Genomic DNA, 22673 nt, shown 5'->3' with positions numbered 1-22673 from the left:
GTCTTACATGTTTTATAGTGCAAGTCAAAATTAATAAATATTTATCGAAAAACAATAAATTTATAGTGTTTTTCAAAAATATCCTTTCGGCCCTGTTATGCTTCTTTCAGCATGCTGGGTGGATTTCCTACTTTTGCAAAAAAGAATAACATGGGCATAGCGGACAAACTCTTCCAAGCGAAGAATGAAAAAGCGGCGGCTAACCTGAAAGCCGGCCAGGACTTCCTGGAAGCCAACAAACAGAAACCGGGGGTAACGGCCTTGCCGAGCGGCCTGCAATACGAGGTGATCACAGAAGGTACAGGCCCCAAACCTTCCGCAACGAGTAAAGTAACCTGCCATTACCATGGCACGCTGATAGACGGCACGGTGTTCGACAGCTCAGTGAAACGCGGCCAGCCCGCCACTTTCCCGCTGAACATGGTGATCAAGGGCTGGACGGAAGGGCTGCAACTGATGCCGCAGGGCAGCAAATGGCGCTTTTTCATCCCGGCGGACCTTGGGTATGGCGACCGCCAGGTGAGCGCCCAGATCGGCCCCAATAGCACGCTTATTTTCGAAGTGGAGCTGCTGGGTATCAGCTGAAGTTTGTGGAAATGATTTTTCAGAAGCCCGGTTGCGTTTGGCGGCCGGGCTTTGTTTTGCCACCAAAAATGATAACCGAACATCGTAAATTTAAAGATGCAAATCCTGTGGAACTACCTCAAACCCCACCGTTGGCTCGTGCTGTGGGCGCTGCTGCTGGCGGGGCTCAGCCAGGTGCTGATCATGATAGACCCGCTTATTTTCGGGAAGATCATTGACGATTACACTACCCAGCCCCCTACCCGCCCCGAAGCCGAGCTGATCGCCGGCGTGATCCGCTGGCTGGGCATTGCCATCGCCATTGCATTGCTGGCCAGGGCCGCCAAATCGTTCCAGGAATACCTCATGCGGCTCGTGGTGCAGAAATTCGGCATGCAGGTGTTCAACGACGGGCTGAAGCAAACGCTGCGCCTGAGCTTTGAGGAATATGAAGAACAACGCAGCGGCGAAACGCTGGCCGTGTTGCAGAAAGTAAGAACGGACACCGAGCGGTTCATCAACGCATTCATCAATATCCTATTTACTTCCCTTGTGGGCATGGGCTTCCTGGTATGGTACGCCATCACCAAACACTGGGCGCTGATACCCGTGTTCGTGATCGGGATACTGGTGCTGGGCGGGCTTACGGGGCTGCTGAGCAAAAGGATGAAATCCGTGCAGCGGGCCATCAACCGCGAAACATTGCAGCTCTCCGGCGCCATCACCGAATCGCTGCGGAACATTGAGCTGGTGAAAAGCCTCGGGCTTACCTTCCCGGAGATCAGGCGGCTGAGGACCTTTACGCAGCAGATATTCGACCTGGAGATGGAAAAGACCCGGCAGGTGCGCACCCTTTCCTTCCTCCAGGGCACCACCCTCAACCTGCTGAAACAATCCATCCTCTTCATTTTGCTCTGGCTTATTTTCCGGAACATCCTCAGCACGGGCGAGCTGATCACCATGCAATTCATCACCACCGCTATTTTCGTGCCCCTGCAGGACCTTGGCAATATCATCATCCAGTACCGCGAAGCGGAAGCTTCCCTCCAGCTGTTCCACCGCCTCATGCAGCGGCCCGTGGAAGAAAGGCCGGAAGAGCCGGTGGAGATCGGAGAACTGGAGGAAATGCGTTTCGACCAGGTGGTATTCCGCCACAAGACCGCCACCGTCAATGCTATCGACAATATTTCCTTTTCGGTGAAGACCGGCGACACCATTGCGTTCGTGGGGCCTTCCGGCTCAGGCAAGTCTACCCTGGTAAAGCTGCTCGTGGGCCTGTACAAGCCCGTGGCCGGCGAAATATTCTATAACGACGTGCCCGCCAAAGACATCCGTTACAACGCCCTCCGCCGGCAGATCGGTTTCGTTACGCAGGACACACAGCTGTTTGCCGGCACCGTCAAAGACAACCTGCTGTTCGTAAAGCCCGACGCTACAGACGAAGAGATCATCTCCGCGCTGGAAAAAGCCTCCTGCACGGCGCTGCTCAACCGCTCCGGCAAAGGCATTTACACCAGGCTCGGCGAAGGCGGGCTGAAGCTTTCCGGCGGCGAGAAACAACGCATTTCCATTGCCCGCGCCCTCATCCGCCACCCGCGCCTGCTCATATTCGACGAAGCCACTTCCGCGCTGGATTCGCTTACCGAAGAAGCGATTACAGACACGGTGCGCAACATTTCCGCGCTGCGTGAGCAGATCACCGTACTGATCGCCCACCGCCTGTCTACCATCATGCATGCGGACACCATCATTGTGCTGGAAAAAGGAAAGATCGCCGAAACCGGCACCCATGATGAGCTTGTAGAGCACAAAGGGCTGTACTACGCCATGTGGCGGCAGCAGATCGGGGAAAGACGAAGCCCCGTTGCTGTGCCTGACGACACTAACCTTGAAGATGAAGAGCCTGAAGAGATATAATCTGCTCAGGAATGCTTACATTACCGTAAATCCCGCTGATGACGTTTGTTTACATCCTGCTTGCGATTGTTGCAGCCATCGCCGTATTTGTTATTTACCGGCTGGTGGCTGTCAAAAAAGCCAGCCGGCGGGCACAGGAAATTAAATTTGAAAGGATCAGTCCGCTGCTGGACAAGCTGGAGAGCGGCGTCCCCACCGGTACGGAGGATGTTCTCCCTTATGTGAAAGACGTCCGCACCCGCGAATCCGCTTATTCCCTGCTCAAAGACTTTAATCTTTCACACATCTTCCCCCCTGAATTCAACAGCCTTGTACATTCCTCCGAAGCCAACCTCGCCAACTGGCTGGAATTCCCCACAGAACTGGCCGCCATCCCCGACGAAATGGCCTATATCAAAAGAGTGACCATCGACTTCGACGGGCAGCAGCATTTCGTGCATTACGAAGTGTTCCGCTTCCGTGTGAACGCGCCGCACTGGGCCGCAGGCAAAGGCTGGATGCTGGGCGTGGTAGGCCCTTACTTCGACGAGAGCCAGCCCTACGACTGGCCTCAATGCACCTTCAGCAGGCTCACCTCCGAGCACGACGGCACGCCTGAAACAGAGGCGCGGTGGGTGCACGAAAAGATCTCCAAATAAAAACTGCCGCGCAGGCAACTCCCGCGCGACAGGTCTTCCGTTACAATACAGGTTACTGCGCCGGCGGCGAAGGCGCCTCCTGCGCGGGTTGCGGCGTGGCCGGCGTTACAGCAGGGGCAGGTTCCTGCACAGGCTGATGCCGGTTATCGTGCATACGGCGGTCGTCTCTCCATTCCCTTTCATCGCAGCGCCAGCCGCTGTACCTGCCGTTGTGATGGCCGAAGGCAAAGCGCATCATCGCCACGTTCGTGCCGATGAACAATACAATAGCCAGGATGGCCGCCACTTTAGTGATCCTCGCCAGCACCGGCCGTTTGGAGAACCCTCCGAACACATACCCGATGATAAATACCATACAGGCGGCAAACAGTATCCGTAATAAAATGATGAATGCGAATCCCATGATCGTCAGTTTTTGTGGTGAATAATTTTAATGCTGATACAAAACTAAACCAACGCCGGCCTGTATTTCCGGCGTGTAGACGCAAGGGGTAATTGTGTAGACGAAACGGTCAGCTGTTGCTCAAACGGGTCACATTTTCCTTGTAGGATTCACTCACGGGGATCTCCGTTTTGCCGATATACACGAGATCACGTTTGATCATCGTGATCCTGGATGCGGCCACCAGGTAGGATTTATGGGTACGGATAAAAGCGCCCGCGGGCAGCCTCTCTTCCATCGCTTTCATGGTCATGCGCGTGAGCACGGGCCTCGGGGAAGAAGCGAGGTGTATCTTGATATAATCCTTCAGCCCTTCGATGTATTCGATATCCGATACGGTTATTTTTACCTGCGTGTATTCTACGTTCACGAAAAAGTCCTGCACAGGCGCAACGGATGTTTTCTGCCGCAGCTTCAGCAGCTCGTCCGCACGGTTGCAGGCTTTCAGGAAACGCTCGAAGGTAAAGGGCTTCAGCAGGTAATCCACCACCTGCAGGTTATACCCTTCCAGCGCGTATTTTTCATACGCGGTAACGAGTATGGTGAGCGGCGGGTTTTGCAGCGATTGCAGGAATTGCAGGCCACTAAGGCCCGGCATCTGGATGTCCAGGAACATGAGGTCCACCTGCCCGGACTGCAGCGCTTCCATGGCTTCCATGGCGCTCCGGCACGACTTTACCAGTTGCAGGAACGGTATCTGCCGGATGTTGTCTTCCAGCAGCTCGCGGACCAGTTGTTCATCGTCTATAATAATGCAGCGTATCATGTGAGATGCAGCGTTAAAGTTACGTGAAATACCTTGTTGCGATCGTTTATTTCAAGCCGGTGCCTGCCTTTGTACAGCATGTTCAGCCGCGCTTTCGCGTTGTGCAGGCCGATGCCGGAACTATCGTCTTTACTCGTTTGCGTTTCGAACCGGTTCCTCACTTCCAGCACCATCACGCCTTCGATTACCGTGAGCCGGATGCTGATCCAGGGCGTTTCCGAAGTACCCGTGCCGTGCTTGAAGGCATTTTCCACGAAAGGGATGAGCAGCATGGGTTCTATCTCATAGGCCACCTCGCGGATATCCGTTTCATACTCGATCTTCACATCGCTGCCAAAACGCAGCTTTTGCAGCTCCACGTAGCTGTTGAGATATTCGATCTCCTTTTGCAGCGCCACTTTCTGCTGCTGCGTATCATAAAGCATATACCGCATAAGGCCGGACAGCCGGATGAGCGCGGGTTCCATCTGGTCCGACTTCTTTCTCGCCAGCGACACCAGGTTGGTGAGCACATTGAAAAGAAAATGCGGGCTCACCTGTGAACGGAGAAATTTCAGCTCCGCGGCCATCTGCTCCGCGCGGCGTTCCTTCTGTTCTTTTTCATGACTGATCCTGTCTGCCAGGATGCGGTACAAAAAGCTGATCACCAATATTGCGAAAGAAGGCGCGAACACAAAACGGTACAGCGTAAAATCCTTCTGTACATCAGGGAACCAGGCGGCCAGCATCTGCCATTTGAGGGGAATGGAAAGCCCTGCAAGCAGGAAGGCGGAAATAAAATACAGCCACCAGAAACGCCGGTTGAACAGCTTCGGGACCAGGAAATAGGCGTTGGTGTAAAAGATGGCCATGTGAATGAAGCCGGAGAGAGAAAAGATCAGCCCGGGAATGGAACCGATACTGTAGCCGCTGCGGGCCGTGGACACCACGTAAGGCATGAGTATCATCGCGCTCCAGATGAGCACGTGCAGCGCAATGTTGATGTACCTCGACCGGGAAACTGGCTTCATGGCAATAAAGATACGGCCCGTAGGGCTTATAACCGCCATTGCACAGGGGTTCTGTATACAAGCCGGCTAAATGGCACGACTACACCGGTAAATGTGCAGATGTAACAGCATACCGGCAGAAAAAAAGACCATCATCAGCCCATCCGTGAAGTGGCGGGATCCATCCGTTTTGTCGCGCAGATTGCGGGCCTTGTCTACTCCTCCCCCGCCTGCCTTCCTCATTGGGATAGCTTCGCTGAAAACCTAATGTATGAAACAGACAATACTGATCACGATCCTGACCCTGGCCGTTATAATACGCGCCTCCGCGCAGATGCCCGGCAGGCCCGCCAATATCGGCCATGTATATGGCAAAGTAACGGATGCGCAGGGTAAGCCGCTGGCGGATGCGTCCGTGTATTTCCTGCAACAGAGATACGATTCCGTTTCGCGTAAAAGCCGTGAGGTGCTGGTGAAAGGCGCTGTGACCGCGGGCAATGGCGAATTCAGTCTTGCAGAACTGCCCATAATGGGCAGGTTCAGGCTGAAGATTTCCGCTGCCGGCTTCAGCGGGTATGAGCAGGATGTTACGTTCATCAATATGCCGCCGGGAAGTTATCCGCAGGGAAAGCCTGCAACCGGCAACAACAGCGTACCGGCGCCCGCCAATGCTCCCACCAGGCCCGCAGGCGGCGCTCCCGGCAGGATGCCGGATATGAGCGCTTTCGATAAAGACCTCGGCAATATTAAACTCAGCCCTGTGGAAAAACAGCTGCGGACAGTGACCGTTACCGCCGCGCGGCCGCTCATGCAGATGGACTTCGATAAAAAAACCTTCCATGTAGACAAGAACCTGGTATCCGCCGGCGGCACCGCGGCTGACGTAATGCGCAACGTACCTTCCGTGCAGGTAGATATAGACGGTAATGTGAAGCTCCGCAATGCCGCGCCGCAATTGTACATAGACGGCCGCCCCACTACCCTTTCGCTGGACCAGATCCCCGCCGCCGAAATTGCCAGCGTGGAAGTGATCACCAATCCATCCGCGAAATACGATGCCTCCAGCGATGCGGGCATCATCAATATCGTGCTGAAAAAGAACCGGCAGACGGGCTATAACGGCAATATCATGGCGGGGGCGGACAGCCGCGGCGGTTATAACGGCGGCGGCATGTTTAATCTCAGGCAGGGGAAATTCAATCTTTCCGCCACGTTCATGACCAACCAGGTAAGGAACCGCACCACCGGCACTACCAGCCGGTACCTGTCCGGCGAACCGCGGGTGAACATTTTCCAGCAGAATGAGAACAAGACCAACGGCGGTTTCCTTTTCGGCAAGCTGGGCCTCGACTACTTTGCATCCAACAGAACCACGATCTCTCTTTCCGCCATCCAGATGCACGGCAGGTTCAAGCCCGGTGAAACCATTTATATACAAACAGACAGCCTGTTGCCTCCGGGCACGCAAAGCGCTTACGGCAACAGGCTTTATTCCTCCGGCCGGACGATAGACGGCACCACCCTGCAATTGGGCATAAAGCACAACTTCCCCCAGCCCGGCCGTGAATGGACGGCAGACGTTACCTGGAGCGACCGCCACGTAAGCGGCGACGGGTTGATCACAGCCAACGGGAGCAGCCATGGAGGCGCTTTCCAGCAAAAGAACCTGCTCGGGGCCAGTAACAGGCTGCTGATCCTGCAAACGGATTACGTATCTCCACTCACCCCTGCCACTAAGCTGGAAGCCGGACTGCGTGCGCAGCTGGCCGATGTTTCGAACGATAACGCAAACTTCATCCGTTTTCCCGGCGGTGAATTTGAACCGGTGCATGCCGCTTCCATGAACTACACCACCACCAACCACGTGTACGCAGGCTACATTACGCTTTCCGGGGCCGTTAAGCGGCTTTTCAGCTACAAGGCCGGCCTGAGGGCGGAAAGTTCAGGTTACACCGGTAAACTGACCAATACAGGCGAAGAATTCGAAAACGATTACCCGCTCAGCCTCTTCCCTTCCCTGGCCCTGAGCCGCAAGCTCTACAAAGAGCAGGAGCTGCAGCTCAGCCTTACCCGCAGGATCAACCGGCCGAGCTTTTACCAGCTTTCGCCTTACACCGATTTTACAGACAACCTGAACATCACCCGCGGCAACCCGGACCTGGTGCCGGAATTCACCAATGCCGCGGAATTCGCTTACAGCAAGGCTTTCAAAGGCAGCAACAGCTTGCTGGCCTCCGCGTATTACAAACGCACCAGCCACCTCATCACCCGTTACCTCACCAAAGGCACCCACCCTGTCACCGGGGAAGAAGCGTACATCAACACTTTCATCAACGCGAACCATGGGGAAACATACGGGCTGGAACTTACCGCCGTAAATGCCCTTACCCGCTGGTGGGACCTTACCACGAACGTAAACCTCTACCGTTCAAAGATCAGCGCGGAAGGCGCCGCAGATCCTTTGTGGAGCGTGTTTGCGAAGGTGAACAACAATTTTAAGCTGCCGCAGCACTTTACCATCCAGCTGTCTGCCGACTACCAGGGTAAAACCAACCTGCCTGTGAATACCAACCAGGGCTTTGGCCCGCCAAACCAGGCGCAGAGCGCTTCGCAGGGATATATCCGGCCGTTTTACGGGGTAGATGCAGCAGTGAAAAAAACTTTCGGGAAAGAGCAGGCCGCCTCATTGACGCTCAGCGTAAACGATATATTCCGCAGCCGCAAAACGGACCAGTATTCAGAAGGGCCGGGCTTTACGCAGGATTATTACCGGCTGAACAATCCGCAGGTACTGCGGCTGAATTTCGCTTACCGGTTTGGCAAAATGGATATGTCGCTGTTCAAACGCAGGAACATGAAGAACCAGGGCGTGGAGAATATGCAGGATATGTAAAATTGAATGAGCCGTCCCGCTAAGCGGGGCGGCTCATTTAGAGTTTTTCGGCAATATCTTTCACCGCCTGAAGCGCATAATCCCAACCCTCCGCCGCTTCGCTGAACTGTTCTTCCGTTGTTTCGTAATGCAGTTCTTCCGTTGCCGAAAGCATCGTTCCGCCGCCGTTTTCGATGAATTCGTAGGTGATGGTGGAAAGCAGTGCCCCGGGATCGCCCGGCCCGGACAAGTTATGTTTCAGCAGCTTTGCAGGCGCCAGTTCCAGGATGATGCCGCGCGTCAGCATCGTACCGTCTTTCCCTTTCCAGCCGAATTCGCTGCCAGGTTTCCAGCCGCTGACGTATTCACCACCCATCTGCCGGGTTACGGCAGGGTCTGTGAATACGCGCCAGACGTTGGCGGGCGTAGCGTTGATGTCGATCGTCTTTTCAATTATTCTGTTTGGCATACCGTATATACTTTGACCGGTTACAAGTTCGGAAAAACCGGGCACAAAGAGGCCGCATCCTTCCGGAAACGGCCTTTGCTTTTTCTAATGGCTGGAACCTTTCTGCCGCCGGCCTCCCACCAGTAAGGGGCAAGCCGGCTAAAACAACCTTCTTCCTATATTTCGATCACGATCTTTCCCGCTGTTTTCCCGCTTTCGATCTGCGTATGCGCGGCGGCTATTTCTTCAAAGGAAAAAGTTTTGGATACATGCGATCTGACGATCCCCTTTTCCAGCAATTCAGCCAGCTTTTGCATATCCTCCCCGCTGGAGGCAACCATCATCCGGATGCCTTTGATCTGCCTTGCCGCGGCCTTTTCCATCAGGTTTTGATTCAGGCCGGAAGGCAGGCTGATAATGCTGCCGCCGGGTTTGATCACTTGCAGCGCACGGTCTATTTCATCTCCGCCCATGGGCTCCAGCACGAAGTCCATATCCTTTACCACGGTTTCGTAAGGCTGCGCTGTATAATCCACGAACGCATCCGCACCGAGGGACAATACAAGATCGCGGTTGGCCGCCGAAGCCGTACCCGTTACATGCGCCCCGAGGTATTTAGCGATCTGTACTGCATAATGCCCTACTCCGCCTGCCGCAGCGCCGATCAGCACACGTTGGCCCGGGGTTATCGGTGCATGTGTTACCAGTGCCTGCCAGGCGGTTAACGCCGCCAATGTAGCCGCGGCGGCTTCAGCATGGGAAATATTGGCGGGTTTCAGAGCCAGGTGCGCAGCGGGCGCAGCCACATATTCAGCATAAGCATTGCCGATACCGGGGAAGTTCACCATGCCGAACACTTCGTCGCCCGCCTTGAAACGCGTGGACTTTGAGCTGGTCACGATGCCGGAAATATCCCAGCCTAATATAAAGGGAAAGGGCGCCTGCAGCCGCCCTGCAATTCCGCCGCCTTTGCGGGTCTTCGCGTCCACCGGGTTGATGCTGATGGCTTTCACCTGCACCAGTACCTCATCTTCCGCAATGGCAGGGGTGTCTATCGTTTCGTAAGCCAGGTTTTCCACCGGGCCGTATGCTTTTAAGAGAATTGCTTTCATTTATCAGGATGTGTTTGTATGACAAAATTATACCGTAAAAACATCTTAAAAAGGTACATGTTTGACATAATTCGGTAGTTTTACACCATGATCAGGGAAAACCTCCACGAACCGTTCTCGATCGAATTCGTGACGGTGGACGAATGCCCCAAGCAGGGGCATCAGCATAATTTCTTCGAGCTGGTGTACGTTGTTTCGGGCACGGGCGTGCAGTGCATCAATCAAAACAACTTCCATTACGGCGCGGGGCATATGTTTTTAATTACACCGGAAGACTGCCATTCCTTCAAAGTGCACACTACCACGGAATTCTTCTTCCTCCGCTTCAACAACATCTACATCCAGAACGGCGGCCTGCTGGCGGAGAACATCCAGCGGCTTGAATACATCCTGCAAAACGCCAACCACCAGCCCGGCTGCATCCTGAAGAACAAGACGGACAAGAGCCTTGTGAAACCTTTGGTGGAAGCCATTATCCGGGAATATGTGAACCGCGACCTGTATAACCGCGAGCTGGTGCAGCAACTGGTGAACACGCTCATCATCGTGGTAGCCCGCAACATTGCGAAGTACCTGCCTCAAAGCGTGAACGAGATGGCGGAAGAAAAAGCGATGAACATCCTGCAATACATACAGGGGAATATTTACGAGCCGGAGAAACTGAAAGCGGAGCACATCAGCCGGCATTTCGGGATCTCAAACGCTTACCTGGGACGGTATTTCAAACGGCATGCGAATGAAACCATGCAGCAATATATAGCAGGGTACAAAACAAAGCTGATCGAACACCGCCTCCGTTTCAGCGGCAAAAGGATCAACGAGATCGCGGATGAATTCGGGTTTACGGACGAAAGCCACCTGAACAAGTTCTTCCGCAAACAAAAAGGCCGCAGCCCGAAAGAATACCGCAACCAGGCACGCGCGGAATTTACTCCGGCTGACAATTGATGGTACAACCAGGATTGGCAGCCCTGAAAGCAGCTTCCTGCTCCTGGATATCCTCCCCGCAATCGCGCATTTCGCTGCTGGAAACACCATTGCATACGGCAGTGCATCTGATGCAGGGGTCGCTGTCTTTAGAGCAGGAAATGACCAGTGAAGATACCAGCAGGGTTACCGCCGCAGCAGCCATGATCACTCTTTTCATACAACGGGGGTTTAAAAGATCCACGACTGCTATAAAGTTACGCCAATTTCACACACCGCCGCAGCCCTTGCTGCTACTGCTGTTCCGCCCTCTCCATCAGGAACAGCGGCCTATTTTCTCCGGAGCTGTACCAGGCAAAGCCCGCCGATCACCAGCGCAACGCCGGCCAGCGTAAAAAAACTAAGCGGCTCGCGCATAAGAACGGCCGAGATGCCGAAGCCAAATACGGGGCAAAGAAAAAGCCAGAAAGATGCTTTCACAGGATTGTCTTTCAGCAGGAACAACCACAACAAAACCGCTACCATCGATACAGGCCCTACGAGCCAGAGGGAGGAAAGCAACCAGGTGAGGTTGAACAAATTTTGTGCAGGATCATATTCCCATATCATCACCGGTAGCAGGAAAAGCGCGCCGAATAAGGTTTGCCAGCCATTGACCGTGAAAATATGCAGGCTGCCGAGATGGCTGGCGGAAAAATAGATCGCCCCTATGGAATAAGCGATCATGCTGGTGAGCACCAGGCTCAGGCCAATGGGAGTAGCATAGCTGTCTGCCAGCAGCGGCCATGCCGCCACACCGATGCCCGCCAGGCAAAGCAGGAGGCTCAGGATGGTGAGCGGCTTCAACGGCTTGCGGAGCCATACGGCACTCAGCAGGCTGATGAACACGGGATTGGTGGCAGTGGCCAGTGCGCCAAGGCCAGCGGAAGTGCCCTTCATACCCACTACATAAATGCCAAGGTAAAGGGAGACATTAAACAACCCGTATATGGCCAGCCTTCCCCATTCTTTTCCCCGGGGAAGACTCTTTTTCATGCCGGCGTGTGAGATCAGCAGCATGATAGCCGCCGCCAGGAAAAAACGCGGCACAAAAAGCACCATGGGCTGCACCGCGCTCAGTCCCACCTTGGTGGCGGCCGACGCGGAAGCCCATAAAAATGCGAAGGTGATCCCCGCCAGTATCAGTTTGCCTCGCGGCGCGCCTGTTGCAGACATGAATAAAAGTGATGGTTCAAAACGGCGTAAAGATAATAAAGCAACAGTTGAGTTTGCCGCCGTTATTCGTCCGTATAAAAAAGGGAGACATTTTGAAATGTTCGCCATGGCAGCGCTACCTTCGCCCGATTATTTGAATTTTACCATAAATACCCTCAAACCGACCAATTTCCGCGCCTGGTGCGGTTTTACCTTTGTCAAAAAAAGGAATTATGTCACAGACACCCAAAATTGCCCTGGTAACGGGCGGAAGCCGCGGCCTCGGAAAGAACATGGCCATTGCCATTGCCCGGAAAGGACTGAACGTAGTGCTTACGTACAACAGCAACAAAGAAGAGGCATTAAAGACAGTAGCCGCTATTGAAGCGCTTGGCCAAAAAGCGCTGGCCCTCCAGCTGAATACCGGCGATGTGAAAAACTTCGGCGCATTTTTCGCGCAGCTTGAAAAAGAATTGCCCAAAACCTTTGGCGCGCAAAAGATCGATTTCCTCGTGAATAATGCGGGCATTGGCGTTTACGCCCCGCTCGACAGCACGGTTGAAGAAGATTTCGACACCCTGGTCAACATTCATTTTAAAGGCGTATATTTCTTCACGCAAAAGGCCCTGCAGCTGCTGGAAGACGGCGGCGGCATCGTGAATATCTCCTCCGGCCTGGTCAGGTTTTCGCTTCCCGGCTATTCCGCTTACGCAGCTATGAAAGGCGCGATAGAAGTGGTGACCCGCTACCAGGCAAAAGAGCTGGGCGCACGCGGCATCCGGTCCAACACCGTGGCGCCCGGCGCCATCGAAACTGATTTCGGTGGCGGCGCGGTGAGAGATAACGAGGAGATCAACAGGCACATCGCCGGCATCACGGCCCTGGGCCGTGTAGGCCTGCCGGACGATATCGGCGGCGTGGTGGCTTTCCTCTGCACGGAAGAAGCCCGCTGGATCAACGCGCAGCGGATAGAAGTGTCCGGCGGCCAGGCCATTTAAAAAGATCTAATGGAAAAGACGCTTTCTCTGACGGAATTCTACAAGAACTCGCTGGGTATTTTGCCCAGCGAGATCATTGGCAAGATCGGGCAGTTCAATGTTTTTTCATTGTCCGATTTCATTACCGGCCCCAAAGCCGCCGTGCCCTACAGCCGGAAAGATTATTATAAGATCAGCCTTATTTCAGGCAGCAACACCGTGCACTATGCGGATAAAACGCTGGAAGTGGAGCACAACATGCTCCTCTTCGCCAACCCGCAGGTGCCATACAACTGGACGCCTGTTACGCAGAACCTGGCCGGGGAATTCTGCGTGTTCACTGAAGATTTTTTTAAAGGGTACGGCAACTTCAAAGCCTATCCCCTCTTCCAGCCCGGCGGCATCCCGGTGCTGTCGCTCTCCGACGAAGAGTTTAACCAGGTAAGGGAGATTTATAAAAAAATGATGCAGGAGATCGCGTCCGACTATGTTTTTAAATACGACGTGCTGCGCAACCTTGTGATGGAGCTGATCCATACCGCGCTGAAGCTGCGCCCCGCCATCGTTACCCCAATGGAATCCGGCGGCAGCCATGCCGCAGACAGGATCACCGGGCTGTTCCTGGAGCTGCTGGAAAGGCAGTTCCCCATCGAGTCGCCCATGCAGCGCGTGAAGCTCCGCACCCCGGGAGAATTTGCGGCCCAGCTGAACATTCACTACAACCACCTGAACAAGATACTGAAAGAGACCACCGGCAAAACCACTACCCGCCTGCTGGCTGAACGCATCACCCTCGAAGCGCGGGCACTGCTGAAACATACGGACTGGAGCATTTCCGATATCGCCTGGTGCCTGGGGTTCGAAGACCCGTCCCACTTTGTTAAATTTTTCCGGAAAAACGAGCAGACCACCCCCAGGGCTTTCAGGGGATAAAACAAAAGTGCGCTTTGGTTTGTTTTAGGTGGATGGGATAAACCCTATTTTCTAATCACCAAAACAACAAGGTTATGCCGATAGTTAAAGTAATCGAGATCATTGCATCTTCTGAAAAAAGCATTGAAGACGCGCTGCAGAATGCGGTAACGGAAGTTTCCAAAACGATCCACAATATCGACTCCATATTTGTGAAGGATATCAAAGCGCATGTAAAAGACGGGAAGATAACGACTTACGGACTGATCTGTAAGGTTTCGTTCAGGATAGACGAGCAGGAGCGCCAGGAAAAGGCTGCTAAATAAGTGCATCACCCGTCTGTCTCATTGCGCAGCTTTTACTGTACAGGTTGCCATTTGGCCCTGACGGAGAGGCAGTCTTCCTTTTCAGGCGCTGCCTTCCGCAGGGATGATTTATATGGAACCCGCTTGGGGTGGAGAGTGTTGACCGGCATGGCGGTCAGTCGATGGAAATATTACGCGGCCCTTTTTTCTTCACTTCTTCCCGCTTTGGAATGGTAAGCCGCAACAGGCCGTTTTCGTAGCGGGCGTTGATCTTGTCTTCGTCCACCACGTCTTTCGGCAGCATAATAGTGCGCTGGAAGGCCTGGTAGCTGAACTCTTTGCGCGTGTAGTTGCCGTTGCTTTCGTTCCTGTATTCCTGTTCAGCGGAAATAGACAGAGTATTACCGTCCAGCTGCACTTTAAAGTCTTCTTTATTCATGCCCGGCGCGGCCATTTCCACTTCGAAATTATCGGCCGTTTCTTTGATGTTCACTGCGGGCATGGTGGAGCCGCCGGATGAGAAATTGGAAAGGCCCCAGTTGTACAATTCGCGACTGAAGAAATCGTCGAGCACATTGGATAATGCGGGAAAGGACTCCCTGGTTCTTTTAATGACAGACATATCAACCTCATTTAATAGTGAAACAATACTGTTGCCAAAGTTATTATTTATACTATCCGATGAAGGGCTGTATCGCCTTCCGGAAATGCCAGCTCAAGTCCTGTGCCAAAGGGTTTACGGGAATTTTTATGACTTTTTTTACTGTCATTTTTTCACCGGGAAAGAAAAAATTTCAGGACCGGAAAAAATTGCAGATCAATGCGCCGGAAAAAATCCTCTCCTGTTTTTTTGATCCTCCTGTTGGAATTTACCAAATATTCATCACGCAATCGCCGCGCCGCCCTGATCAGGCGTGCGCCGCGAAGTAAATTTCTTATGTCATTATGTTACCAACATTAAAAAAATGTTGCCTGGCAGCGGCATGCCTTGCCATGACGCAATATGCCGGGGCAGCAACCACCGCTTACAGCTACAGTCCTCCTGCTCTTTATTTTTACCAGGACAAAAAGATCAACGGTGCTGTTTCCGGCGCCGATGGGGAAAAGCTTCCCGGCGTAAGCGTGCGGGTGAAAGGCACCTCCAGGGGCACGCTTACCGCGGTAGACGGCAGTTTCAGCCTCCAGCTGCCGGACGGGCCTGTTACCCTGGTGTTCAGCTTCACCGGCTACCAGCCGCATGAAGTGAACGTTGCCGGCTCCGCCCCGCTGAACATCATTCTGCAGCCCGCTGCCGGCGAGCTGAATGAAGTGGTGGTAGTCGGTTACGGGCAGCAGAAAAAGACCAGCCTGACCGGTTCGGTGGCTTCCCTGGATCAGAAAGCGCTGGCCAACCGGCCCATCACCAATTCTTCCCAGGCGCTGCAAGGCCTGCCCGGCGTGTATGTCAACCAGGTGCAAGGCCGACCCGGCGCGGACGGCTAAGTTGAAGGAGTTGTATGCGTTAGCGCAGCAGTCGAAGACGAAGGCGGAGTTGGCTTTATTTGATTGGGAAGTGGATTGATTTGAATTGACGATACATAAAAAAGATTGCCCCGAGGCGGGCAATCTTTTTTGTTCCCATATGGCCCAATATGCCGGAAAGCCCTGAAAAAGCATCGGTTTGGTGTTTTTTATTGCACCAAAACCCTTTACAGCATTGGATTTCATTAATTCTATCCAGTCCGGGCCGAAAAATAATTTTTTTAAATTCAACCGGATTTATACTTTTGCGCCGGAGGAATGGCAGAGCGGTCGATTGCGGCAGTCTTGAAAACTGTTGACTGTAACAGGTCCGGGGGTTCGAATCCCTCTTCCTCCGCTCTCCAATAATGTCTCGCAGCTTGCGGGACATTGGTGTTTTAAGGAGGGCCACATACTATCCGATTTTACCAACGGCTTGTTTTATCAAGGCGATATGTTCCTTTAACTTTACCCTTTGAAGGTTTTCTGCTTTTTCCCGGCCACCCATAGCCAACAGCGGCACATAGCCATAACATTCGTCAAATTCAAGCTCTCCCAGCCTTTCTTTTGCGGAAGAAAAATGCCCGTCGTTTAAATTATCTTTTAAAAAGCCTTCATCTGCCAGGTCCATATCGAAGAACCATTCCATATCATCCCCGCTTTCAATAATTGATTCATGTCCATTCTTAAAGTAGATCGCTCTGACCGCATCGCCTGTCCATGTAAGGAAATCTCCAAAAGCGGTGATTGCAATCACAATTTCGCCATCAGCATTGTCGTAGGCATCATCAAGATCTGTCTGAAACGCTGATGGATTAACGATCTTCAAATAGCCGTTCATAAATACCCCAAACCCATAAGCCTTCCAGAAGTCGATAAGCTGTGCAGGCAATTTGGCTTTGAAGTGATTCACTACATTTTCTTCGGCCTTTTGTATGATGGTGTAACCTGGGTACTTTTCAAAGAATTTATCAAACATATGGTGTGGGTTTTATTCAGGGTTACTAATTTAAATGAATATATCCTAAAAAGCGCGGGCGCCAATTTTATACACCGGCATAAAAAAACCGGCAAACCGCGTTTCCGCTAAGCCTGCCGGTACAACCTGTTCATGAAGAAAGATAACCAGTGACAGATGACAGTTGTTCTTGCATTCTTCCGTATAACCTGTCTGTTGATTCCGAAAATAACAACTATCACCTGTCCCCGGTATCCCCTTCCTTTTTATTGGAATCCGCCGCCCAATGAGCGGTAGAGGTCTACCATTGCGGTAAGGCGCTGGCGCCGGATGTCTACCTGCGTAAGCTCCGCCTGCAGGCTGCTGCCCTGGGCGTTGATCACTTCCAGGTAATTGGCCAGGCCGCTGCGGAACAGCAGCCGGGCATTGCTCACGGCCTGCTGCGTGGTTTGCAGCCTTGCGCCGGCAATATCCTGCTGGCCCTGCAGCTTATCCAGCTGGATCAGCGCGTCGGACACTTCCTGCACGGCCACCGTTACGCTCTGGCGGAAACGGATCACCGCCTGGTCGCGCTCAACTTTGGCCACTTCCAGGTTGGTTTTCAGGCGCCGCTGCTGGAAGATGGGCTGGGCGATATTGCCTGCCACGGTGCCGAACAGGGAGTTGGGCATGGAAAACCATTTGCCGATCTCGTAAGCGTTCAGACCGCCGTTGGCGGTAAGGCTCAGCGCCGGGTACATAGCGCCCTGGGCTGCGCCTACGTTGGCGTTGGCTGCTTTCAGGCCCAGCTCGGAAGCTTTTACGTCCGGCCGGTTGGCGATCACACGCGCGGGAACGCCGGCCTGCAGGCTGTCCCAGATGGGATAATTATCCAGGGTACCGCCCCGGGTAATGTTGCCGGGCATCTGCCCCATCAGGATGCGGATGGCATTTTCCTGGATGGCTGCTGCCTGCTCCAGCTGGGGAACCAGCAGCTCTGCGTTCTGCTTCTGCACCACGGCCTGTTGTACTGCCAGCTCGGTTACTTCACCGGCTGTTTTCTGCATTTTGATCATTTGCACGATGGTGTCGCTGAGCAACACGTTCTTGCGGGCTATATCGAGCTGCGCATCGAGCATCAGCAGGTTGAAGTAGCTGTTGGCCACATTGGCGATAATGCCTGTCTGCACTGCTTTCGCAGCTTCGAAGGTTTGCAGGTAGGTTGCCAGGGCCGATTCCTTTTGCCGGCGGATCTTACCCCATACGTCAATCTCCCAGCTCAGGCCCACGCCAAGGTTATAATCCTCGATGTGGTTGGTCTTCAGGAAATTTTCCAGGCTCAGGCCGTTCAGGCTGTTCTTGGAAGGAATAGTGGTATTGGCGGTGGCATTAGCCGTTATGGAAGGCAGCATCTGTGCTTTGGCCTGTTTCAGGTAGCTGGAAGCGGCGTCTATCCGTTTCAGCGCTATCTGCAGGTCGAAGTTGCTTTTCAGCGCTTCGGCTATCAGGCTTTGCAGCGCGGGATCAGGGAAAAACTGCCTCCATTGCGCATCGGCGATGGTGCTGTCCGTTGCCGCAGCGTTGCCGAACTGAGCCGGTACGGCTACTTCGGGCCGCTGAAAGTCTTTTCCGACCTTACAGGCGGCAAACGAAGCTGCCGTGAGTATAGCTATTAGATATTTTGAATATTGCGTCATAAATCCTTGATTTTACTTTATACAGTTGCTGCTTCTTCTTCCATCTCTTCTTCATAGACCCTTAAACCAGGACGGCCGGTTATTTTTTCCTGTAAGAACTGGAATATCACATACAACACAGGAATAATAAATATGCCCAGTATTACCCCGGTCAACATACCGCCGATGGCGCTATAACCAATGGAATGGTTACCCACCGCGGAGCCTTTCTGCACAAATACCAGGGGTATCAGACCTACGATGAAGGCGAATGAAGTCATTAAGATAGGACGAAGCCTGGCCCTTGCCCCGGCCAGCGCCGATTCGATGAGGCCCATACCGTTGCGTCGCCGCTGCACGGCAAATTCCACGATCAGGATGGCGTTCTTCGCGAGCAGGCCTATCAACATGATCATACCAATCTGTACATAGATGTTATTGTCCAGACCGGCAAAACCGATGAACGCAAATACACCCAGGATACCTGTCGGGATGGTCAGGATAACTGCGAGCGGCAATACATAACTTTCGTATTGTGCAGCCAGCAGGAAGTATACGAATAAGATACTGAGCAGGAAGATGTAGATCTGCTGGTCGCCGGCGCTGATCTCCTCGCGGGTGGCGCCGGTCCATTCGTACCCATATCCTTGCGGCAATGCCTGTTTTGCTGTCTCTTCAATGGCCTTGATGGCATCGCCTGTACTATAACCCGGCTTGGGTGTACCGTTGATGGTCACGGCATTGAACATGTTGTTGCGGGTCACCGTTTCAGGGCCATATACACGCTTCAGCGACACCATTGATTTCACCGGCACCATCTCACTCTGATCATTCTTCACGTAAATACCATCGAGCGAGTGGATATCCGTGCGATAGGGCACATCAGCCTGTGCTACAACACGATAGTACTTTCCAAAACGGTTGAAGTCTGAAACATAGCTGCTACCATAATATATCTGCAAGGTCTGCATCAGGTCGTTAATAGATACGCCTAATTGTTTAGCCTTAAAATTATCCACTTCCACCTTGTATTGGGGGTTGCCTGCGGAGAAGGTAGTGAAGGCCGCACCGATCTCTTTTCTTTGCATCAAAGCGCCGATGAAAGCCCAGGCATTATTACCCAGCTGGTCCAGCGGGCGACCCTGCTTATCCTGCAGCATAAACTCAAAACCGCTCACGTTACCAAAGCCCTGTACCGTCGGGAAGGTAAAGAAGAAGGCGCTCGCATCTTTCAGCTCGCTTGCCGGCCCGTACATCATCCCGGTGATCTGGTCAATATTCTCTACGGGGCCTCTTTCGCCCCTGTCTTTCAGGCGTACGAACCCTGCAGCATAAGGAGATGCTGCGGCATTGCTGATGAAGTTAAAACCGTCCACCGTCCAGGTATGTTTCACCGCGGGGATCTGGCGAAGCGCCTGGTCTATTTTTTGGGTAGACTTATGCGTCCTGTCCAGGGAACTGCCCGGAGGCGTGTTCAGGGCATACAATACGAAGCTCTGGTCTTCTGTAGGAATAAACCCGGTAGGTGTTGTCCTGGTCAATATAAAGGCGCCGATCGTTACAATTACGAGGAGGCCTATGGCAATCGCCTTGCGGCGAATCAGGAAATTAAGGCTCTTGATGTAGCGGTTCGTCATAGAGCGGAAACCGGCGTTAAAGGCATTGAAGAAGCGGCTTCCAAATCCCGTCTTCTGGCCATGCTCGCCGTCGCCGTGTTCAGGTTTCAGGAACAAGGCGCACAGCGCAGGGCTCAGGGTCAATGCATTGATCGCCGAGATCATGATAGCAATGGCCAGGGTAAATGCAAACTGCCTGTAGAACACACCTGCGGGGCCCTCCATAAAACCAACGGGTATAAATACCGCCATCATCACCAGGGTAATGGAAATAACAGCACCTGATATTTCATCCATCGACTTCAGGGTAGCTTTCCTGGCCGGCCATCGCGTTTGTTCCATTTTGGCGTGCACTGCTTCCACTACCACTATCGCATCATCCACTACGATACCGATCGCCAGTACCAGGGCGAAGAGGGTCAGCAGGTTGATACTGAAACCAAACAGCTGCAGGAAGAAGAATGTGCCCAAAATGGCCACCGGTACTGCAATAGCAGGGATCAACGTAGAGCGGAGATCCTGCAGGAATATATATACCACCAGGAACACCAGCAAAAAGGCGATCACAAGCGTTTCACGCACCTGGTGTATGGAGGCGTCCAGGAAGTCCTTGGCGTTGTACATCACCTCCGTCTTAACGCCGGTAGGGAGAGTGGCCCTGAAATCCACCAGCAAAGCCTCAATGTTCTCGAGTATCTCATTGGCGTTAGAACCGGCTGTCTGAATAATCGCAAAGCCTGCCGCCGGCTTGCCATCCAGCAGGTTGTTCGCTCCGTAGTTGAGCGACCCGAATTCTATGCGGGCCACATCTTTTAAGCGAAGCATGGACCCGTCGCTGTTGGCCTTTATGACAATATTCTCATAGTCCTCGTTAAGGCTCAGCTTACCTTTGTATTTCAATACGAATTCAAAGGTCTCTGTGCTGTTTTCACCCAAACGGCCCGGGGCTGATTCAATGTTCTGATCCCTGACCGCATTCAGTACATCCTGCGGGGAAAGGTTATTGGCCGCAAGGCGGTCAGGCTTTAACCAGATACGCATGGAATAGTCCTTGGCGCCAAAGATCTGCGCCTGGGCTACGCCGGGTACACGTTGTATCTGGGGGATCAGGTTGATCTTGATATAGTTTTGCAGGAACTTTTCATCGTATTCCTTAGGATTTTCGCTATACAATCCCATGAACATGATGAAACCATTCTGTACTTTCTGCGTGCTGATACCCGCTGTTACTACCTCTGCGGGCAACTGGCTGGTAGCCTTGGATACCCTGTTCTGCACGTTCACGGCGGCGATATCCGGATCGGTCCCCTGCTTGAAGAAGACCGTCAAAACCATACTGCCGTCATTATTGGAGTTGGAGGTCATGTAGGTCATGTTCTCCACCCCGTTCACCGATTCCTCTATCGGGTTAGCCACGGAACGGGCCACTACTTCGGCGTTAGCGCCGGGATAGACGGCCGTCACCGTCACACTGGGCGGCGCGATGTCGGGAAACAACGTAACCGGCAGGGCAAAGTAGGATATGACGCCCAATAATAGTAGTATTATGGACACCACCGTAGAAAGGACCGGCCTTAATATAAATGTTCTTAACATGATAAATTCACTTTTTAGATCGTAAGTAAAATCGATTTTCGCATGTCATACTTTACAATTAAAGTATCGCTGTTACTTACAATGGTTTTGACTTGAGCACACTGTCTGCCGGTACCAGCTGCGGTGTGATTACGGCCCCGTCCTTTAAACTGCCTGTTCCGGACAAAACGATCTTTTCACCGGCTTTCAGCCCGTCTCTTACAAAATAGAGGTTAGCTGTTTTCCCGGCGATGCTGATGGGCCTGCTGGTCACTTTATTGCTGTCAGCTACAGTATATACCAGCACTTTGTCCTGGATCTCGAATGTAGCTTCCTGCGGTATCGTAATGGCAGCGGGAACTTCCTGTGCGAATCTTACTTTGCCCGTGTTGCCCGTACGCAGTACGCCGTCGGCATTAGGGAAGGTGGCACGGAAAGTGATAGCGCCGGTTGTTTTATTGAATTGTCCTTCTACCATTCCAATTTTCCCTCTTTGTTCGAACGTGCTGTTATCTGCCAGTATCAGCTCTACCGGAGGTGCATTCTTCAGCTTCTCTTCGAGCGTCTTGCCCGGAAAGTTGTTCTTAAACGTGATGAAGTCCGCTTCGCTCATTGAAAAGTAAGCGTACATTTCACGTACTTCGGAAAGCACGGTAAGGGGCTGGGCATCTACGTTGCTTACAAGGGCGCCTACTTTATAAGGAATCCTGCCTATGTAACCGCTCACCGGCGCAGTGACCAGTGTATAGCCTACATTGATCCGTGCGCTGCCTACTGCTGCTTTGGTCTGCGCTAAAGCAGCCTTCGCTGCCTCATAGTTTGCTTTTGCTGTTTTCAGCTGCACGTCGGAAACCACGTTGCTGGCAACCAGGGGGGCCAGGCGGTCCACTTCAACCTGCGCCTTTTCAACGTTAGCCTGTGCGGCAAGCTGGTTCGAGTTGGCGCCGTTCAGTTGTTCAGCGTATACTTTCGGATCAATTTTGAACAAAGGCTGCCCTGCTTTTACATAGGCGCCTTCATCTACAAAGATCTTTTCCAGGTAGCCTGATACCTGCGGACGCACGTCTACATTCACCTTTCCTTCCAGCGAAGCGGGAAATTCCAGGTAAGTAGTAGCCGGGGCCGATGCAACCACCATCACTGGCAACTGCGGGGGCCCTTGCTGGGGCGGACCTGCCTGGGGAGATGAGCAGCCATATAATAATATGGCCAACATCAGGACGCCAGCTGAATAACTGAATGGCTTATGTGTGGTCACTTTTTGTAATAGTTTCATTGAATTTGATACTGGTTTCATACTTCGGTT

At 52.9% G+C, this 22673-nt stretch carries 22 protein-coding genes and 1 tRNA gene; 11 read left to right on the top strand and 12 right to left on the bottom strand.

Annotated features, from left to right (window positions below; genetic code table 11):
• Positions 1 to 150 precede the first annotated feature (150 nt).
• The 3 genes from ACTJIK_RS14365 (at position 151) to ACTJIK_RS14355 (ending at position 3119) form a co-directional block, all read left to right on the top strand.
• Entirely contained in the window at positions 151 to 585 is a 435-nt protein-coding gene (locus tag ACTJIK_RS14365; protein WP_440647209.1) for an FKBP-type peptidyl-prolyl cis-trans isomerase, read from the top strand.
• 96 nt (positions 586 to 681) lie between these two features.
• Positions 682 to 2481, top strand: a complete 1800-nt coding sequence (locus ACTJIK_RS14360) for an ABC transporter ATP-binding protein (RefSeq protein WP_440647207.1) — start codon at positions 682 to 684, stop codon at positions 2479 to 2481.
• Between the two features lie 38 nt (positions 2482 to 2519).
• Positions 2520 to 3119: a hypothetical protein gene (locus tag ACTJIK_RS14355; protein ID WP_440647205.1), complete on the top strand. Its 600-nt coding sequence runs from the start codon at positions 2520 to 2522 to the stop codon at positions 3117 to 3119.
• Between the two features lie 52 nt (positions 3120 to 3171).
• Here ACTJIK_RS14355 and ACTJIK_RS14350 read toward each other — a convergent pair whose 3' ends face one another.
• The 3 genes from ACTJIK_RS14350 to ACTJIK_RS14340 form a co-directional block, all read right to left on the bottom strand.
• Positions 3172 to 3522 carry an SPOR domain-containing protein gene (locus tag ACTJIK_RS14350; RefSeq protein WP_440647203.1) on the bottom strand — a complete coding sequence of 117 codons (351 nt, stop codon included), beginning with the start codon at positions 3520 to 3522 and terminating at the stop codon, positions 3172 to 3174.
• A 109-nt stretch (positions 3523 to 3631) separates the two neighbouring features.
• On the bottom strand, positions 3632 to 4327 hold the full coding sequence (locus ACTJIK_RS14345) for a LytR/AlgR family response regulator transcription factor (protein ID WP_440647201.1): 696 nt from the start codon (positions 4325 to 4327) through the stop codon (positions 3632 to 3634).
• Entirely contained in the window at positions 4324 to 5337 is a 1014-nt protein-coding gene (locus ACTJIK_RS14340) for a sensor histidine kinase (RefSeq protein ID WP_440647199.1), read from the bottom strand. Before ACTJIK_RS14340 ends, ACTJIK_RS14345 begins: the two co-directional genes overlap by 4 nt.
• Before the next feature lie 250 nt (positions 5338 to 5587).
• Here ACTJIK_RS14340 and ACTJIK_RS14335 point away from each other — a divergent pair, with 250 nt between their 5' ends.
• Complete coding sequence (locus ACTJIK_RS14335; protein ID WP_440647197.1) at positions 5588 to 8209, top strand: outer membrane beta-barrel protein; 2622 nt, start codon at positions 5588 to 5590, stop codon at positions 8207 to 8209.
• Positions 8210 to 8246: 37 nt separating this feature from the next.
• Here ACTJIK_RS14335 and ACTJIK_RS14330 read toward each other — a convergent pair whose 3' ends face one another.
• Together ACTJIK_RS14330 and ACTJIK_RS14325 are read right to left on the bottom strand one after the other, a co-directional pair.
• A complete protein-coding gene (locus ACTJIK_RS14330; protein ID WP_440647196.1) occupies positions 8247 to 8657 on the bottom strand; it encodes an SRPBCC family protein in 411 nt (136 codons plus the stop codon).
• A gap of 155 nt (positions 8658 to 8812) precedes the next feature.
• A complete protein-coding gene (locus ACTJIK_RS14325; RefSeq protein WP_440647194.1) occupies positions 8813 to 9748 on the bottom strand; it encodes an NADP-dependent oxidoreductase in 936 nt (311 codons plus the stop codon).
• A gap of 87 nt (positions 9749 to 9835) precedes the next feature.
• On the opposite strand from ACTJIK_RS14325, the gene ACTJIK_RS14320 reads away from it, so the two are divergent.
• Complete coding sequence (locus ACTJIK_RS14320; RefSeq protein WP_440647192.1) at positions 9836 to 10696, top strand: helix-turn-helix domain-containing protein; 861 nt, start codon at positions 9836 to 9838, stop codon at positions 10694 to 10696.
• On the opposite strand, the gene ACTJIK_RS14315 is transcribed toward ACTJIK_RS14320, so the two are convergent.
• Entirely contained in the window at positions 10677 to 10895 is a 219-nt protein-coding gene (locus ACTJIK_RS14315) for a hypothetical protein (protein WP_440647190.1), read from the bottom strand. The genes ACTJIK_RS14320 and ACTJIK_RS14315 overlap by 20 nt on opposite strands.
• Before the next feature lie 110 nt (positions 10896 to 11005).
• Positions 11006 to 11890: a DMT family transporter gene (locus ACTJIK_RS14310; RefSeq protein WP_440647188.1), complete on the bottom strand. Its 885-nt coding sequence runs from the start codon at positions 11888 to 11890 to the stop codon at positions 11006 to 11008.
• Positions 11891 to 12102: 212 nt separating this feature from the next.
• Here ACTJIK_RS14310 and ACTJIK_RS14305 point away from each other — a divergent pair, with 212 nt between their 5' ends.
• The 3 genes from ACTJIK_RS14305 (at position 12103) to ACTJIK_RS14295 (ending at position 14084) form a co-directional block, all read left to right on the top strand.
• Positions 12103 to 12867, top strand: coding sequence for an SDR family oxidoreductase (locus tag ACTJIK_RS14305; protein ID WP_440647186.1), 765 nt, complete (start codon positions 12103 to 12105; stop codon positions 12865 to 12867).
• 9 nt (positions 12868 to 12876) lie between these two features.
• The gene (locus ACTJIK_RS14300) at positions 12877 to 13779 is read left to right on the top strand and encodes a helix-turn-helix domain-containing protein (protein WP_440647184.1); all 903 of its coding nucleotides are present in this window, start codon (positions 12877 to 12879) and stop codon (positions 13777 to 13779) included.
• 74 nt (positions 13780 to 13853) lie between these two features.
• Positions 13854 to 14084, top strand: coding sequence for a dodecin family protein (locus ACTJIK_RS14295; RefSeq protein ID WP_440647182.1), 231 nt, complete (start codon positions 13854 to 13856; stop codon positions 14082 to 14084).
• Positions 14085 to 14238: 154 nt separating this feature from the next.
• On the opposite strand, the gene ACTJIK_RS14290 is transcribed toward ACTJIK_RS14295, so the two are convergent.
• Positions 14239 to 14685 carry an Hsp20/alpha crystallin family protein gene (locus ACTJIK_RS14290; RefSeq protein ID WP_440647180.1) on the bottom strand — a complete coding sequence of 149 codons (447 nt, stop codon included), beginning with the start codon at positions 14683 to 14685 and terminating at the stop codon, positions 14239 to 14241.
• Between the two features lie 59 nt (positions 14686 to 14744).
• Between ACTJIK_RS14290 and ACTJIK_RS14285 the strand changes: the two genes are divergently transcribed.
• The 3 genes from ACTJIK_RS14285 to ACTJIK_RS14275 all read left to right on the top strand — a co-directional run bounded on the left by ACTJIK_RS14285 (position 14745) and on the right by ACTJIK_RS14275 (position 15921).
• Positions 14745 to 14993, top strand: a complete 249-nt coding sequence (locus ACTJIK_RS14285) for a hypothetical protein (RefSeq protein WP_440647178.1) — start codon at positions 14745 to 14747, stop codon at positions 14991 to 14993.
• Positions 14994 to 15008: 15 nt separating this feature from the next.
• Positions 15009 to 15545, top strand: coding sequence for a carboxypeptidase-like regulatory domain-containing protein (locus ACTJIK_RS14280; RefSeq protein ID WP_440647176.1), 537 nt, complete (start codon positions 15009 to 15011; stop codon positions 15543 to 15545).
• A 291-nt stretch (positions 15546 to 15836) separates the two neighbouring features.
• Positions 15837 to 15921: transfer RNA gene (locus ACTJIK_RS14275), tRNA-Ser, on the top strand.
• A 57-nt stretch (positions 15922 to 15978) separates the two neighbouring features.
• On the opposite strand, the gene ACTJIK_RS14270 is transcribed toward ACTJIK_RS14275, so the two are convergent.
• The 4 genes from ACTJIK_RS14270 to ACTJIK_RS14255 form a co-directional block, all read right to left on the bottom strand.
• A complete protein-coding gene (locus ACTJIK_RS14270; RefSeq protein ID WP_440647174.1) occupies positions 15979 to 16542 on the bottom strand; it encodes a T6SS immunity protein Tdi1 domain-containing protein in 564 nt (187 codons plus the stop codon).
• Between the two features lie 245 nt (positions 16543 to 16787).
• Positions 16788 to 18197, bottom strand: a complete 1410-nt coding sequence (locus tag ACTJIK_RS14265) for an efflux transporter outer membrane subunit (RefSeq protein WP_440647172.1) — start codon at positions 18195 to 18197, stop codon at positions 16788 to 16790.
• A 17-nt stretch (positions 18198 to 18214) separates the two neighbouring features.
• Positions 18215 to 21388, bottom strand: a complete 3174-nt coding sequence (locus tag ACTJIK_RS14260) for an efflux RND transporter permease subunit (protein ID WP_440647170.1) — start codon at positions 21386 to 21388, stop codon at positions 18215 to 18217.
• A gap of 76 nt (positions 21389 to 21464) precedes the next feature.
• Entirely contained in the window at positions 21465 to 22643 is a 1179-nt protein-coding gene (locus ACTJIK_RS14255; RefSeq protein WP_440647168.1) for an efflux RND transporter periplasmic adaptor subunit, read from the bottom strand.
• Positions 22644 to 22673: the final 30 nt, after the last annotated feature.

The sequence above is a fragment of the Chitinophaga sp. 22620 genome, assembly GCF_052044405.1.
GTDB lineage: Bacteria > Bacteroidota > Bacteroidia > Chitinophagales > Chitinophagaceae > Chitinophaga.
The sequence above is the reverse complement of the archived record's forward strand: the minus strand, read 5'-3'. Positions and strand labels throughout refer to the sequence as shown.

What these genes read in the sequence shown, in the direction of transcription:
- ACTJIK_RS14290 (WP_440647180.1), bottom strand. Translation starts at nt 14,685, where the DNA reads ATGTCTGTCATTAAAAGAACCAGGGAGTCCTTTCCCGCATTATCCAAT.
- ACTJIK_RS14360 (WP_440647207.1), top strand. Translation starts at nt 682, where the DNA reads ATGCAAATCCTGTGGAACTACCTCAAACCCCACCGTTGGCTCGTGCTG.
- ACTJIK_RS14305 (WP_440647186.1), top strand. Translation starts at nt 12,103, where the DNA reads ATGTCACAGACACCCAAAATTGCCCTGGTAACGGGCGGAAGCCGCGGC.
- ACTJIK_RS14295 (WP_440647182.1), top strand. Translation starts at nt 13,854, where the DNA reads ATGCCGATAGTTAAAGTAATCGAGATCATTGCATCTTCTGAAAAAAGC.
- ACTJIK_RS14365 (WP_440647209.1), top strand. Translation starts at nt 151, where the DNA reads ATGGGCATAGCGGACAAACTCTTCCAAGCGAAGAATGAAAAAGCGGCG.
- ACTJIK_RS14330 (WP_440647196.1), bottom strand. Translation starts at nt 8,657, where the DNA reads ATGCCAAACAGAATAATTGAAAAGACGATCGACATCAACGCTACGCCC.
- ACTJIK_RS14270 (WP_440647174.1), bottom strand. Translation starts at nt 16,542, where the DNA reads ATGTTTGATAAATTCTTTGAAAAGTACCCAGGTTACACCATCATACAA.
- ACTJIK_RS14280 (WP_440647176.1), top strand. Translation starts at nt 15,009, where the DNA reads ATGTTACCAACATTAAAAAAATGTTGCCTGGCAGCGGCATGCCTTGCC.
- ACTJIK_RS14265 (WP_440647172.1), bottom strand. Translation starts at nt 18,197, where the DNA reads ATGACGCAATATTCAAAATATCTAATAGCTATACTCACGGCAGCTTCG.
- ACTJIK_RS14315 (WP_440647190.1), bottom strand. Translation starts at nt 10,895, where the DNA reads ATGAAAAGAGTGATCATGGCTGCTGCGGCGGTAACCCTGCTGGTATCT.
- ACTJIK_RS14285 (WP_440647178.1), top strand. Translation starts at nt 14,745, where the DNA reads ATGAAGGGCTGTATCGCCTTCCGGAAATGCCAGCTCAAGTCCTGTGCC.
- ACTJIK_RS14355 (WP_440647205.1), top strand. Translation starts at nt 2,520, where the DNA reads ATGACGTTTGTTTACATCCTGCTTGCGATTGTTGCAGCCATCGCCGTA.
- ACTJIK_RS14350 (WP_440647203.1), bottom strand. Translation starts at nt 3,522, where the DNA reads ATGGGATTCGCATTCATCATTTTATTACGGATACTGTTTGCCGCCTGT.
- ACTJIK_RS14300 (WP_440647184.1), top strand. Translation starts at nt 12,877, where the DNA reads ATGGAAAAGACGCTTTCTCTGACGGAATTCTACAAGAACTCGCTGGGT.
- ACTJIK_RS14255 (WP_440647168.1), bottom strand. Translation starts at nt 22,643, where the DNA reads ATGAAACTATTACAAAAAGTGACCACACATAAGCCATTCAGTTATTCA.
- ACTJIK_RS14260 (WP_440647170.1), bottom strand. Translation starts at nt 21,388, where the DNA reads ATGTTAAGAACATTTATATTAAGGCCGGTCCTTTCTACGGTGGTGTCC.
- ACTJIK_RS14340 (WP_440647199.1), bottom strand. Translation starts at nt 5,337, where the DNA reads ATGAAGCCAGTTTCCCGGTCGAGGTACATCAACATTGCGCTGCACGTG.
- ACTJIK_RS14310 (WP_440647188.1), bottom strand. Translation starts at nt 11,890, where the DNA reads ATGTCTGCAACAGGCGCGCCGCGAGGCAAACTGATACTGGCGGGGATC.
- ACTJIK_RS14345 (WP_440647201.1), bottom strand. Translation starts at nt 4,327, where the DNA reads ATGATACGCTGCATTATTATAGACGATGAACAACTGGTCCGCGAGCTG.
- ACTJIK_RS14325 (WP_440647194.1), bottom strand. Translation starts at nt 9,748, where the DNA reads ATGAAAGCAATTCTCTTAAAAGCATACGGCCCGGTGGAAAACCTGGCT.
- ACTJIK_RS14320 (WP_440647192.1), top strand. Translation starts at nt 9,836, where the DNA reads ATGATCAGGGAAAACCTCCACGAACCGTTCTCGATCGAATTCGTGACG.
- ACTJIK_RS14335 (WP_440647197.1), top strand. Translation starts at nt 5,588, where the DNA reads ATGAAACAGACAATACTGATCACGATCCTGACCCTGGCCGTTATAATA.